General features: G+C 64.8%; 9 protein-coding genes. 3 read left to right on the forward strand and 6 right to left on the reverse strand.

The window, feature by feature from the left end:
* Window positions 1–17: 17 nt before the first annotated feature.
* From IPN02_14520 to IPN02_14535, 4 genes are all read right to left on the reverse strand, one after another.
* Window positions 18–1,037 carry a radical SAM protein gene (locus IPN02_14520; protein MBK9298016.1) on the reverse strand — a complete coding sequence of 340 codons (1,020 nt, stop codon included), beginning with the start codon at window positions 1,035–1,037 and terminating at the stop codon, window positions 18–20.
* A gap of 146 nt (window positions 1,038–1,183) precedes the next feature.
* On the reverse strand, window positions 1,184–1,897 hold the full coding sequence (locus IPN02_14525; GenBank protein ID MBK9298017.1) for a hypothetical protein: 714 nt from the start codon (window positions 1,895–1,897) through the stop codon (window positions 1,184–1,186).
* Between the two features lie 97 nt (window positions 1,898–1,994).
* On the reverse strand, window positions 1,995–3,218 hold the full coding sequence (locus IPN02_14530) for an aminotransferase class III-fold pyridoxal phosphate-dependent enzyme (GenBank protein MBK9298018.1): 1,224 nt from the start codon (window positions 3,216–3,218) through the stop codon (window positions 1,995–1,997).
* Between the two features lie 517 nt (window positions 3,219–3,735).
* Window positions 3,736–4,362 (reverse strand): class I SAM-dependent methyltransferase, encoded by a 627-nt coding sequence (locus IPN02_14535; protein ID MBK9298019.1) that lies wholly within the window; start codon window positions 4,360–4,362, stop codon window positions 3,736–3,738.
* A 146-nt stretch (window positions 4,363–4,508) separates the two neighbouring features.
* Between IPN02_14535 and IPN02_14540 the strand changes: the two genes are divergently transcribed.
* Window positions 4,509–5,600 (forward strand): site-2 protease family protein, encoded by a 1,092-nt coding sequence (locus IPN02_14540; protein ID MBK9298020.1) that lies wholly within the window; start codon window positions 4,509–4,511, stop codon window positions 5,598–5,600.
* Between the two features lie 22 nt (window positions 5,601–5,622).
* Here the strand turns inward: IPN02_14540 and IPN02_14545 are convergent, their stop codons facing one another.
* Complete coding sequence (locus IPN02_14545) at window positions 5,623–6,336, reverse strand: DUF4230 domain-containing protein (GenBank protein MBK9298021.1); 714 nt, start codon at window positions 6,334–6,336, stop codon at window positions 5,623–5,625.
* Between the two features lie 285 nt (window positions 6,337–6,621).
* A complete protein-coding gene (locus IPN02_14550; GenBank protein MBK9298022.1) occupies window positions 6,622–9,885 on the reverse strand; it encodes an isoleucine--tRNA ligase in 3,264 nt (1,087 codons plus the stop codon).
* A gap of 282 nt (window positions 9,886–10,167) precedes the next feature.
* Here IPN02_14550 and IPN02_14555 point away from each other — a divergent pair, with 282 nt between their 5' ends.
* The gene (locus IPN02_14555; GenBank protein ID MBK9298023.1) at window positions 10,168–12,507 is read left to right on the forward strand and encodes a ribonucleoside-diphosphate reductase subunit alpha; all 2,340 of its coding nucleotides are present in this window, start codon (window positions 10,168–10,170) and stop codon (window positions 12,505–12,507) included.
* A gap of 128 nt (window positions 12,508–12,635) precedes the next feature.
* Window positions 12,636–13,685 carry a ribonucleotide-diphosphate reductase subunit beta gene (locus tag IPN02_14560; protein MBK9298024.1) on the forward strand — a complete coding sequence of 350 codons (1,050 nt, stop codon included), beginning with the start codon at window positions 12,636–12,638 and terminating at the stop codon, window positions 13,683–13,685.
* The last annotated feature ends 62 nt before the right edge of the window (window positions 13,686–13,747 follow it).

The following is a 13,747-nucleotide window of genomic DNA, read 5'->3' on the forward strand; positions in this document are numbered from 1 at the left end:
AGCGCCCTGAGTCGTGTTCAAGAGTCACCCGTTCGTCGACCGATTGACACCTGCTGTGAGTGAAGGTTGCCGAGTGTGGCTGAGCCGCTTGGGCGGCGACGACCAATCGGCACGTTCTTCACCACGTACGCTTCAAACTCAGCCCGAGTCAGCGCCTCTTGTTCTGGGCTTAGGCCGTCCAGGAGCGGCCAGAACATGTTGCAGGTGCCGCAGGGGTCCGCTTCTTCGCGCCTACCTGTGCGGTGCAAATCGCGATACCGCCGCGCTACTTGGTGATTGTAGAGTTCCAGGACTGAAAGATCTCGCGCGGTCCCCCAGCCGTATTCGCCATTGTGATCCATGCAACAGAGAGTGACTGAACCGTCTACGAGAATGTCGAGCCTTGTGACATGCTCACACCCGTAACTCGGCACCGGCAGGTCGCTGTAGATATGACCCTTATAATTGTATAGGCCACTGATACTTGATTCTACTCCGCGGGATTCGCAAAATCGCAAGAACTCGTCTTGCTCATGCAGGCTTGTGTCATCGAAGCAGGTCATTCGTAGCGTAATTTGTGCCCCAAGTTGCCCGCGAATCCTATCGGACAACAAGTACTCTACGTTTGCGAGAGTTCGAGCGAGCGGAATGCCCATCATTGCCTCGTAACGCGCCGAATCGAGCGTGTTGATACTTATCGTTAGGTCATCGAGTCCAATAGACGCAAGTCGGTCTGCCTTCCTTTCGTTCAGTCCATAGGCATTTGTATAGAGACGCAGCCTAGTATCGGGGAGATGTCCTCGAATGTACTCCAAGCGGTCCAAAATCTGTGGGTCTGAAAAAGGGTCTCCTTGCAAGAATGGCTCGATCTCGTAGAGGGGAAACTGTTTGCAATCCTCGATAATTTTTTCAAACAACTCAGTCGACATAGAGCCCTTATCACGACTGAGAGCATTGTTGGGGCAGAAGACGCATCGGGCGTTACAGCGACTCGTCGTCTCTATGGTGACAAGGCGAGGCGGGTCGTTCATGTCGATATCGGCAGTCTCGCTGTTCATTCGCGAAGGTTACCACTGTCGTGACCCTGTCCGCTCAGGGGACTTGAGCTGATCCCCTCCACTCGACTCTGACCGCGGTCGCAATTGGTGGCTCATAGAGTGGTGAGTGGCCTGAGATACGTGTCCCACACTCGGCTGACCGGCTGTCAAAGTGGCCGACTCGACAAACGGGCGAACGCCATCTCCGGGGCGACCACAACCCAATTTTCACTGAGGGGATCGTCCATAGGATTTCTGTCGCCTTCAATACCACCCAAGATGCAGCCCGCCTCGCCTGCAATAACTAGGCCAGCCATGAGATCCCAGGAACGATCAGGGCAGTGGGCGGGGGTTCGGTATCCAGCCAGCCTACCTTCAGCTACTGCACACAACGAGTGCGCAGTAGCGCCGAGATCGCGTCCAAACAGGCCATGGAGGGGCTGGTACTCGCCACCCACGATCATGACGTCGGGGACGCGAGACTTCGCTACGCTTAGACGCTGGTCGTCTCGAAAGGCACCGGATCCTGAGGTAGCCCAGAATGTGTGCCCCGTGAATACGTTGGTAACCACTGCCGCGCAGGCCCCTTGCTTGGTTCTGGCCCAGATCGAAGGGCCCGAGAACGGGATCCCCCGAGTCAGGTTGTCGGTGCCATCAATTGGATCGAGAACAACTAGGGCCGAACCTTGACCTAGCCAGCCCGCCTCTTCCGAGAGTACGCGCACGTCCGCGCTCAGGAGCACATTGAGCGCGGCCGACTCTGCCAAAGCGTCTGCCGCGTTCGCTGCTTGTTGCGATGGGTCTGGGACCGCCGCGTACTGGCACGCAAGCGGTTTGATCGCCTCGTCTACTCTTCTAGCGGCCGCCAACAGCAACTCCAATAGCTCCTGACACTCCACCTACTCGGCTCCAGTCAGCGCATCGAAGTGAGCGAGAACGATGACGGACATCAGGTCAGGCCCATGGCCCAGCCTGCGGCTAGAGCGTTTCAAGAGCCAGCTCGATTACTTCCAGCGCCTGATAGATATCACCTGTCGTGTGTGCGGCTGACAAGAACCATTGGTGATTTGGATGCAACAAGAGGCCAGCGGCGGTGGTCTTGGAATAGAAATGTTGCTCGACCGCGAAGCGTGTCGTCGCGTCCTCAGACTGGAAACGCATGAACGGCATCGGTGGGTAGCCGACCACTTCGATAGCCGATCCGAACCGTGACGTCAGAGTCTTGAGTCCGTTCTGAAACACTTCGCCAAGTCGCCATACGTGGTCTAGAGCATCCGTATCACGAAGGATCTCGATCGTCGCGATAGCTGCTGCCATGGATCCGGGCTCAGCAAAGTAGGTTGACGAAACTTTTGTGTCGCTCAGTTTTGATAGAATATCCCTACGTCCGACCAACGCCGAGATCGGGTGTCCATTCCCCATCGCCTTGCCGTACGCAGCTAGGTCAGCTTGGACGTGGAGGTACTGCTGCGCACCACCGAGCGCAACCCGGAAGCCCGACCTCATCTCATCAAGAACGAACAGGGCACCATTGCGCCTCGCTACCTCTCCTATACTCGACAGGTGCGATGCCTCAACTTGATCGTCCCAAAACGGCATTGTGATTACACACGCAACCTTGTCGTTGCCGTGGCTAAGCAACGATTCCAGGACGTCGAGGTCGTTGAAGTCGAACGCCCTGCTATTCTCCCTGACTGATGTCGGCACTCCTGCCGCCTGCTCGACCGACCAATCGTGCCAACCATTGTATCCCCATCGCAAAACGGCACTTCGGCCAGTGTATATACGGGCGAGTCGAACAGCGGCTGATGTAGCGTCAGAGCCGGTCTTGAGCATAAGGCACATCTCAGCACCGGGTATCACGCTCGTCAGTAGCTCGGCTAGCTCGATTTGTAGCGGGCTCCATAGCGGCGCGAAGCACCCACCATTCGCCGTCGCGGCGGCGGCTCGGCCATTTACTCGTTCGTCGCCGTGACCCAAAATGACCGGACCGTAGCCAAGGCAGAAGTCGATGTACCGATTTCCATCGACATCCCAGACATACGCGCCTTTGGCGCGCTGCAAATAGCGCGGGTACTGGGCGTAGCCGTCATATTGCGGGAGAATATCCGGGCGCGTGGCGGCGCGCGCGTCAACCGAGCGTGCCCGCTCGGTCATGCGGTCCGTAATAGTCAGAGCCGATGCTGTTGCTGACAACCTCATCACCTACCCTTTGGGCGGACTCCTCAACACGGTGGACGCTACACGATTCGGTCTATCGTCCCGACTCCTTCACCCCAGAAGGTCGTCGCTCCTTTCGGCAGTCGGTGTTCCATCCGTAGTCGGCTGCTCATTTGGCGTTGATCCGGGAGCTCGGCGTGCTCGCTCGTAGCCAGCCTCCACCTCCACCCCGGTCGTTCCCCGTTTGGCGGACCAAGTCCTCAGGGCTGTCGTTTTGTCACACCGGCGCTTTGGTCACACGGGTCATTGTTGGTTCGCGGCGAGCACTAGTGACACAACATGACGGGTGGCATGACGGAAGGCCTTCATTGTCGCCAATGTCGGGACGCTGTTCCTGATCATGCACTGCCGTGGTCTCCTTCTCGGCAAGGCGACTTGGTGACTGCGGAGCCCTCAAGGTGTTGGCTGCGGAAGGTCTTGGGTGTGAGTCGGCCAACCGACAACGGTCGTCTGATTCAGAGGAGCTGAGTTTGAGAGCCGTGCCACAAGGCCCACACAGTCAGGAGTGCCCGGCCGGCACGGCGACGCCCTCATAGAGCGCGTTGGTGATGGGTGGTCCGGGCATGGTGTGACGGGTCGACTCGATCAGCTCAAAACCCGCCTCCCGCACGAGCTCATCGGGGTCGCGGGTGAGGTGGCATCCTCCGGAGAACACCTTCCACACCGGCTCGATGAGCCGCTGGCGGGCGGCCACCCGGGAGTCGTCGTGCAGACCGTGCTCCAGGTAGCGCAGCTGACCGTTCGGCTTGAGTACCCGGCGCGCCTCGGCCAGCGCCGACGCAACGTCGGGGATCGTGCACAGGGTGAAGGCGGCCACCACGGTGTCGACCGAGGCGTCTTCCATGGGGAGGTGCTCGCCGTCGAGGGCGACCCAACGGACCGGCTTGGGCCAGTTGCTGATGCGGGCGGCCGCCCGGTTGCGGGCACCGCTGGCCGGGTCGATCGCCAGCACCTCGTCGACAGCGTCGACGTCGTAGAACTCCAGGTTGGTGCCGGTGCCGAAGCCCAGCTCGACGACGGTGCCGACCGCGCCGGGGATGACGTGGGAACGGTGCTTCTTCACGTGTCCGGTGCTGAGCACGCGATCGATGATCGGCGGCAGGATGCGGTCGGTATAGAAGCTCATGGCGACATGATCGCCTGTCGCCGGCCGATGTGCGAGCGGTCGGCGAAATCAGCGCCCCCGAACCCGCAGCCCAAGTGCACTGAGCCGACCAAGCTTCCTCACAGGGCGAACGCCCGGTGGTAGCGCGCTGCCCGTAGAATGTGCCCGTGCGAGCCAGCCTGCGAATCGGGCGCCTCTTTGGGGTGCCGCTGTACATCCAATGGTCAGTGCTGCTCGTCGGCGGGCTGATCGCCTGGATCACCGCCACCTCGCTGGTGAGCCGAGCCGGCGTTGAAACCTCGACCGCCGTGTCGATGGGGCTCAGCTTCGTGGTCGGGTATCTGGCCTCGGTACTTCTCCACGAAATCGGCCACACGATCGCTGCCCGGCATTTTGGGATCGGTGTTCGGCGGATCTCGCTGCTGTTCTACGGTGGCGCCGCCGAGCTTGAATCCGCCCCGCCCGATCCGGTGTCGGAATTCTGGGTGGCGCTGGCTGGGCCGTTGGCCTCCGCCGGTTGTGCGGTCGCCGCTGTGGCGGGTCACCGGTTTGCCATCGGCGCCGAGGCCTGGCTGAGCGCCGACATCCTGGGGGCCCTGGCCTGGGCCAACGTGGCGATGGTGGTGATCAACCTGCTGCCCGGCTTCCCGCTCGATGGCGGCCGGGTGATGATGGCGCTGGTCTGGTGGGGTTCGGGCAACCGGTCGCTGGCCCAGCGGGCGGTCAGCTATTCGGGGTTGTCCCTCGGGCTGTCGCTGATGAGCGTGAGCGCGCTGTTCTTGTGGTGGGGCCGTCCGCTTCTTGGGCTGTCCGCCTGGTGGGCGCTGGTCGTCGGCGGTTTCCTGGTGATCGCCTCGGACGTGTGGTCCAAGCGCGCGCCGGTGCTGGGGTGTGTTGGCGATCGGATGGGGCCGGTGGCCCCCGCCCAGGCGGCTTGGGCACCGTCGGGGTGGTTTCTCGCCAACGTGGTCGACCCCAACCCGGCGTATGAGTACTTTCCGTTGGCCAACGAATCGGGCCAGTTGGTCGGGCTGGTCTCCGAGTCCCAGGTTCGGGGCGCCGCCGCGTCGACCGCTCCGGGTACGCCGGTCAGCGCCGTGGGCTGGTCGCTCGACCAGCTCGCCTATTCCACGCCCGACGAGGGTATCGGCGAGGTCGAGGCCCGCCGTCACGCCGCTGCCTCCCAGGTGGCGATGGTGCTGTCGGCCGGCCGCCCGGTCGGGGTGCTCAACGACCAGCTTGAGGCGCTGCCCGTCTAGATCAATGTCGGTCGAGAGACCGTCAGCCGTTGGCGCCAGGGTCGACCGCCTCTTCCGACCGCCGGGGTGCGTCGTTTGAGTCAAACACGACGGTCACGTCGTCGTAGCCGACCGAGCCCAACATCGCCACCAACATGTCCTCGGTGTTGCGTCGGGCGAGGCCGGACAGGTCGCTGGCAGCGGCTGCATCCTCCATCCGGTTCTCGGCCTCGACGTACAGCGCCTGGTCGTCGACCGGCTGGTCGGAGACGAAGTCCTCGACCCGGTTGAGCAGCCCGCGCTCCCGGCTGTAGACGCGCGTTTTTGAGTTGTCGATGCGGGCCGAGGTCAGCGTGGGGGGAGGGATGGTGACCACGACGGAGCCGTCGGCATCGTCGACCACGATGGCGTCGGACTTGAGGCCGGTGAAGTCAACCTCGGCCTCGACCTCGCCGGAGGCCACCATCAGGGTGCGTTCGCCGGCGAGAATGGATGGCAGGCCTCCCACGTCGTCCTCGATGTCGACGATCACCTGAAACGTGCCGGTCGCAGCCGTGAACTGATTGAGCTTGGCGATCCGTTGCAACACCGGCGTCTGTGTGCGGTCGACGGTCGTGGACCGCCCGAACACCGGGATGATGCCGCTCAGCATGAGGACGACGGCGCAGGCCAAGGCGACGAGCACGGCCATAAAGCCCCCGCCGATGGCCAGGCCGCCCCGACGGGCGGCGTTCGATGATGTCCGGCGTAGTCCCACGGGTGATCAGTACCCAGACCGCCAAAAATCGAACCGTCGGGTGGGGACCTCGGCGCGAGGCAGGGGAGGCACCGGTGTGCCTCCCCTGTCGCGGCTCGTTTGAGTGAGCCATCAACCACGACGACGGGCTGCTACACGGTTGGAGGTGGGATGACAGTCGATCGTCGCGGTGTCGCGCTCATCGTACGTAGGTTGGAACGGCACCTACAAGCACTTTGACAGCGAGATTTGGTCGTGCAGGAGGAAGTTTCGACGGTCCGTCAGCGGCCAGCCACCCTGGGTGGTTCACCCCAGCTGAGCTACCTCGAAGGCCAGATGCGCCCCGTCGACGTCCACCTTCCGGCTCAGGCGTTTGACCCGGTCGCCCTCGACGAATTCGAACTCGTCGGCCAAGGTCGCCGCAGCGATGTGACCGCGATGAGCTTCGATCGCCGCCGCAAGCTCGGGCGAGTCGCTGGCCACCGACACGCGAATACGATCGGTCAACCGGAACCCGGCGTCCTTGCGGGCCTGCTGGATGGCGCGCACCACATCGCGGGAGCGTCCCTCGGCGATCAGTTCGTCGGTCAGCGTCAGGTCCAGGCTGACGACCAGCCCCAGGTCGACGGCGTGCCCCTCGGGATCGACCATGCGCACGGCGGTGGTCGCCCGTGCGTCGTCGTCGCCGGTCGATACCATCGCCAGCTCGTACTCCTCGGGTGCGAGCACTTCGCCGGCAGCCTCGACCGTGCCGTCGGGGCCGGTGGCCCAGTCGCCGGCACGCGCAGCGGCCAGCACCTGCTGCACCGACTTGCCCAGGCGGGGCCCGAGCAGGCGGGCGTTGGGGCGCAGCACGGCCTGGGCAAAGGCGGATGCGTCGTCCTCGAGGCGCACCGTCTTGACGTTGAGCTCGTCGGCGATCAGGCCGGTGAAGGGCTCCAAGGAGTGGGCGCTTGCACCGGCAACGACCAGCTCGGCCAGCGGCAGGCGGGTGCGCAGGCGCCGGTCCTCACGCTGGGAGAGCACGGCGGAGGCGACCGCCCTCACCCGGTCCATGGCGTCGACCAGCTCGGGGTCGGCCGGCAGCTCGTCCGGTTCGGGCCAATCGGTCAGATGCACGGACCGCTCCCCGGTCAGGCCGGTGAACACCTCTTCGGCCACCATGGGCAGTAGCGGTGCCACCAGGCGGCACAGCGTGCTCAGCGCCGTGTACAGCGTGTCGTAGGCGTCGGCTTTGTCGGCGCCCGATGCATCGGGACCCGATGCCGGCGCCCAGAACCGGTCGCGGGAGCGTCGGACGTACCAGTTGGTGAGCGCATCGAGGTAGCTGGTGACCTGGTTGCAGGCGCCGGGGATGTCGTAGGTGTCCAGCGCCTCGGTCATTGCGTCGCGCAACTGGGCGGTCTTGGCCAACAGGTAGCGGTCGAGCGCACCGGTGGCGTCGGCGCGGAACCGGGCCCGATAGCCGTCGATGTTGGCGTAGGTGGTGAAGAAGCTGAAGGTATTCCAGATCGGGTTGAGGACCAGCCGCACCACCTCGTTGAACTCGGCGCCGTCCTCGGACACCTTCAGGTCGCCGCCACGGATCACCGGCGAACTCATCAGGTGCCAGCGCAGCGCGTCCGAACCGATCGACTCCATCACCTCTTCGGGGTCGGCGTAGTTGCGGTGTCGCTTGGACAGCTTGCGGCCCTCGTGGTCCAACACGACGCCGTGGCAGATCACGTTGGAGAACGCAGGACGGTCGAACAGCGCACCGGCCAGAACGTGCAGGGTGTAGAACCAGCCGCGGGTCTGGGCGATGTACTCGACAATGAAGTCGGCCGGGCTGTGCTCGTCGAACCACTCGGCGTTTTCGAAGGGGTAGTGCACCTGGGCGAAGGGCATCGACCCGGACTCGAACCAGCAGTCGAACACCTCGGCGACCCGACGCATCATCGACTTGCCGGTTGGATCGTCCGGGTTGGGACGCACCAACTCATCGATGGTGGGGCGGTGCAGCTCGTCCGGACGCACCCCGAAGTCGGCTTCGAGCTCGTCGAGCGAGCCGTAGACGTCGATGCGCGGGTAGGCGGGGTCGTCGCTGCGCCACACGGGAATCGGCGTGCCCCAGAACCGGTTGCGGGAGATCGACCAGTCGCGGGCGCCCTCCAGCCACTGGCCGAACTGGCCGTCGCGCACATGGTCGGGGATCCAGCTGATCTGTTGGTTCAGGTCGACCAGGCGGTCGCGGATGGCGGTGACCTCGACGAACCACGACGACACCGCCCGGTAGATGATCGGGGTGTCGGTGCGCCAGCAGTGGGGATAGTTGTGGTCGTAGGTCTCCTGGCGCAGAACGACGCCGCGCTCCTTGAGGGCGGCGATGATCAGCGGGTTGGCGTCGAGCACGTTGGTGCCGGCCCAGTCGGTCACCTCGGCCGTGTAGCGGCCCTTCTCGTCGACCGGTGAGATCATCTCCAGCCCGGCCTCGGTGCCGAGGCGCTGGTCGTCCTCGCCGTGGCCGGGGGCGATGTGCACGATGCCCGTGCCGTCGGTGGTGTCGACGAAATCGGCGGTCAGCACCCGGAAGGCGCCCCGCTCGTCCGCTTCGCTGGCGAAGTAGTCGAACAGCGGCACGTAGCGAAGGCCGACCAACGCCTCGCCGGTGACGGCGCCCACCAGCGTGCCCTCGCCCAGCTCGCGCTCGTAGTTGTCCCGCACGTCGCTGCCGATGACGTGGACGACGCCGTTCAGCTCGACCAGGTCGTAGGCGATGTCCTCGCCGACGGCGAGGGCCTGGTTGGCCGGGAGGGTCCAGGGGGTGGTCGTCCAGGCGAGCAGCACGACCGGGGTGTCGGGCCCGGCCAGGCCGGCGGCCTGGCTGAGGACGGCGGCGTCGGGCGCGGTCAGCGCGAACGCCACGGTGAGTGCCGGGTCCTGGCGGGGGCGCATGGCGTCGTCGAGGCGGATCTCGAAGTTGCTCAGGGGGGTCTCGGCGCCCCAGGAGTAGGGCATCACCTTCTTGGCCTCGTAGATCAGGCCCTTCTCGTACAGCTGGTTGAAGGCCCAGATCACCGACTCCATGTAGGTGAGGTCCATCGTCTTGTAATCGTTGTCGAAGTCGACCCAGCGGGCCTGCCGGGTGACGTAGCGCTCCCATTCGCCGGTGTAGCGCAACACCGACGTGCGGCAGGCGTCGTTGAAGCGGTCCACGCCGTACTCGTTGATCGCCGCGTGGCCGGCCACGCCCAGCTGGCGCTCGGTCTCCATCTCGGCGGGTAGGCCGTGGCAGTCCCAGCCGAAGCGGCGCTCCACCCGCTTGCCCCGCATCGTCTGGTAGCGGGGCACGACATCCTTCACGTAGCCGGTGAGCAGGTGGCCGTAGTGGGGGAGTCCGTTGGCGAAGGGCGGGCCGTCGTAGAAGACGAACTCATCGTCGGGGCTGCGGGCGTCGATCGATGCCTGGAAGGTGCCGTCGGCGGCCCAGCGGGCCAGGATCCCCCGTTCGAGTTCGGGGTAGTCGGCCCTCGACGGCACGGTCGGGTAGTGCCCGTCCTGGGGAGTGGAGTCGGAGTTGAGGGGGGCCATGGGTTCCAGTCTGGCGGAGATGCCCGGCCGGGTCCCATCTCATATTCAGCGACAGCGCAAGGGTCTTGGAGATTCTCCACCGTTACCGTTGACACGTCCGTAGTTCCATGGCTGTAATTACATGCCTGCCACCCAAGATGTGGGGTCAACAGACCTCAGGACGGCAGTTCACCACAAGATGTAGGGGTAGGGGAGCACATGGCCATCCAGGAAGACCTTCGTTCGATCGCCCTGGACGACCCGTCCGGGCTTGGCGACGCCACTCTGGGCGAGATGCCGCGAATGCGGGTACGCAAGCGGGACGGCAGCCTCGATGCGATCGACCTCAACAAGATCGTTGCCCGCGTCGAGCGCTGCGCCGACGGCCTGGACGCCGTCGACCCGATGCGTGTGGCGCTGCGCACCATCTCCGGGCTGGTCGATGGTTCGACCACCGAGGAGCTCGACCACCTGGCGGTGCGCACCGCGGCGGCGTTGATCTCCGAGGAGCCCAACTACAGCCGTCTGGCCGCCCGCCTGCTGGGCGTGATCATCGACGAGGAGGTCGCCCGCCTGGGCGTCGGATCGTTCTCCGAGTCGGTTGCCCTCGGCACCGCCGAGGGCCTGATCGGCGCAACAACGTCGAAGTTCGTCGCCGCCAACGCAGCCGAGCTGGACGCCGCCATCGCGCCGGAGCGCAACTGGAACTACGAGTTCTTCGGCCTACGCACCGTGTACGACCGCTACCTGTTGCGCCACCCGACCGAGCGCAAGGTCACCGAGAACCCGCAGTACTTCCTCATGCGCGTCGCCTGCGGCCTGGCGACGAGCACCAGCGAGGCGATCGAGTTTTACAACCTGATCTCGGCGCTCGAGTACCTGCCGTCCAGCCCCACGCTGTTCAACTCGGGCACCTCCCACCCGCAGATGTCGAGCTGCTATCTGCTCGACAGCCCGGAGGACTCACTCGACGCCATCTATGACCGATACAAGGACGTGGCCCGCCTGTCCAAGCACGCCGGCGGCATCGGCCTGTCGTTCTCCCGCATCCGTGCGCGTGGCTCGCTGATCAAGGGCACCAATGGCCTGTCCAACGGGATCGTGCCGTTCCTCAAGACCCTCGACAGCTCGGTGGCGGCGGTCAACCAGGGCGGTCGCCGCAAGGGCGCCGCGTGCGTCTACCTCGAAAGCTGGCACGCGGACGTCGAGGAGTTCCTCGACCTCAAGGACAACACCGGCGACGCCGCCCGGCGGGCCCACAACCTCAACGTCGCCAACTGGGTGCCCGACCTGTTCATGGAGCGGGTGGAGAAGGACTGGCAGTGGTCGCTGTTCGACCCCAAGGAGGTGCCCGAGCTGGTCGACCTCTACGGCGACGAGTTCCGCGCCGCCTATGCCGAGGCCGAGTCGGCGGGGCGTTATGTCCGCCAGGTTCCGGCCCGTGAGCTGTACGCCAAGATGATGCGCAGCCTGGCCCAGACCGGCAACGGCTGGATGACCTTCAAGGACGCCTCCAACACCAAGTGCAACCAGACCGGCACCCCCGGCAACGTGGTGCACCTGTCCAACCTGTGCACCGAGATCCTCGAGGTGACCAACCAGGCCGAGACAGCGGTGTGCAACCTGGGCTCTGTCAACCTGTCGGCGATGGTGCGGCCCAACAGCGCCGGCGAACTCGCCTTCGACTTTGAGCGGTTGGGCGACGTGGTGGCCCTGGCGCTGCCCTTCCTCGACCGGGTGGTCGACATCAACTTCTATCCCACCGACGCGGCCGGCAACTCCAACGACAAGTGGCGCCCGGTCGGGTTGGGCCTGATGGGCCTCCAGGACGTGTTCTTCAAGCTGAAGATGGCCTTCGACTCGCCCGAGGCCCGGGTGTTGTCCGCTCGCATCTCCGAGGAGATCTACTTCCATGCCCTGACCGCTTCGGCGACGCTGGCCGAGGCCTCCGGTGCCCACAGCGCATTCGCCGAAACCCGGGCCGCCAAGGGCGACCTGCAGTTCGACCTGTGGGGCGTGACCCCGACCGACCCCGACCGCTGGGATGCCCTCAAGGCCCGCATCGCCCAGGTCGGCCTGCGCAACTCGTTGATGATCGCCATCGCCCCCACGGCGACGATCGCCTCGATCGCCGGGTGCTACGAGTGCATCGAGCCCCAGGTGTCCAACCTGTTCAAGCGGGAGACCCTCTCGGGCGAGTTCCTTCAGGTCAACACCTATCTGGTGCGGGAGCTGCAAAGCCGGGGGCTGTGGAACGAGGACGTCACCGGCGCCATCAAGCGCTCCGAGGGCTCGATCGCCCACATCGAGGAGATCCCGGCCGATATCCGGGAGCGCTTCCGCACCACGTGGGAGCTGCCGATGCGCAGCCTGATCGACATGGCCGCCGACCGCGGCGCCTTCATCGACCAGAGCCAGTCGCTCAACCTGTTCATGGAGTCCCCCAACATCGGCAAGTTGTCGTCGATGTACCTGTACGCCTGGAAGCAGGGGCTGAAGACCACCTACTACCTGCGGTCACGTCCGGCGACCCGCATCAACCAGACCAACACCACCAAGGCGGCCTCGCAGTCGACCAGCACCGACGGCGACGCGGTCAGTTGCTCGCTGGAGAACCCCGAGTCCTGCGACTCCTGCCAGTAGCGCCGAACGCCAACCACACCATCACCCTCGAAGGAGCAACCGCGCCCATGTCCATGACCAGTACCGCACTGTCTGAAACGCCCATTGCAAGCCAGACCCCCTACATCGACGGCGCTGCGGCGCCGGCGCTGGAGCCGACCGCACCGGCGACCGCAGAGCAGCGCGCCACCGGCGGGGCCGCTCTGTTGGACCCGGGGTTCAACCTGACGCTGCGCCCCATGCGCTACCCCGAGTTCTACGACATGTACCAGAACGCCATCCGCAACACCTGGACGGTGGACGAGGTCGACTTCGCCGACGACGTCACCGACCTCAACACCCGCCTCACCCCGGCCGAACAGCACCTGATCAGCCGCCTGGTGGCGTTCTTCGCCACCGGCGACTCGATCGTGTCCAACAACCTGGTGCTCAACCTGTACCAGCACATCAACAGCCCCGAAGCCCGCATGTACCTCTCGCGTCAGCTCTACGAAGAGGCGCTGCACGTCCAGTTCTATTTGACGCTGCTCGACACCTATCTGCCCAACCCCGAGGAGCGCAACCAGGCGTTCGCCGCCATCGACAACATCCCGTCGATCAAGGCCAAGGGCGACTTCTGCTTCAAATGGATCGGCTCGATCTCCGAGCTCGACGAGCTGAACACCCGTGAGGAGCGCCGGGCGTTTCTGCTCAACCTGATCTGCTTCGGTAGCTGCATCGAGGGGCTGTTCTTCTTCGCCGCATTTGCGTACGTGTACTTCCTGCGCTCCAAGGGGCTGCTCAACGGCCTGGCCAGCGGCACCAACTGGGTGTTTCGTGACGAGTCGATGCACATGAACTTCGCCCTGGCGGTCGTCGAGCAGGTGCGCGAGGAGGAGCCCGACCTCTTCGACGACGAGCTCGAGGCCGAGGTGCGCCAGATGATGACCGAAGCGGTCGAGTGCGAGTACGCCTTCGCCGAGGACCTGCTCAGCCAGGGCGTCACCGGGCTGAGCCTGGCCGACACCCGCGAGTACCTGCAGTTCGTCGCCGACCAGCGCCTCGGCGCCCTGGGCTACGCGCCCAAGTGGGGCTCGCAGAACCCGTTTGGGTTCCTCGACCTCCAGGACGTGCAGGAGCTGACCAACTTCTTCGAACGCACCGTTGCCTCCTATCAGGTGGGCGTCGAGGGTACGGTCGGCTTCGACGACGACTTCTAGCTGAGGGCCCCACAGCCCGCCCGCTGTGGGGGTCGTCGACGCCGCAAGTACCATGGGAAGAC

The organism is Candidatus Microthrix subdominans (assembly GCA_016719385.1).
Taxonomy (GTDB): domain Bacteria; phylum Actinomycetota; class Acidimicrobiia; order Acidimicrobiales; family Microtrichaceae; genus Microthrix; species Microthrix subdominans.

Bases quoted from the DNA above. Each gene is read 5' to 3' on its own strand.
- IPN02_14520 (MBK9298016.1), bottom strand. From the start codon at position 1,037: ATGAACAGCGAGACTGCCGATATCGACATGAACGACCCGCCTCGCCTT.
- IPN02_14530 (MBK9298018.1), bottom strand. From the start codon at position 3,218: ATGAGGTTGTCAGCAACAGCATCGGCTCTGACTATTACGGACCGCATG.
- IPN02_14535 (MBK9298019.1), bottom strand. From the start codon at position 4,362: ATGAGCTTCTATACCGACCGCATCCTGCCGCCGATCATCGATCGCGTG.
- IPN02_14550 (MBK9298022.1), bottom strand. From the start codon at position 9,885: ATGGCCCCCCTCAACTCCGACTCCACTCCCCAGGACGGGCACTACCCG.
- IPN02_14555 (MBK9298023.1), top strand. From the start codon at position 10,168: ATGCGGGTACGCAAGCGGGACGGCAGCCTCGATGCGATCGACCTCAAC.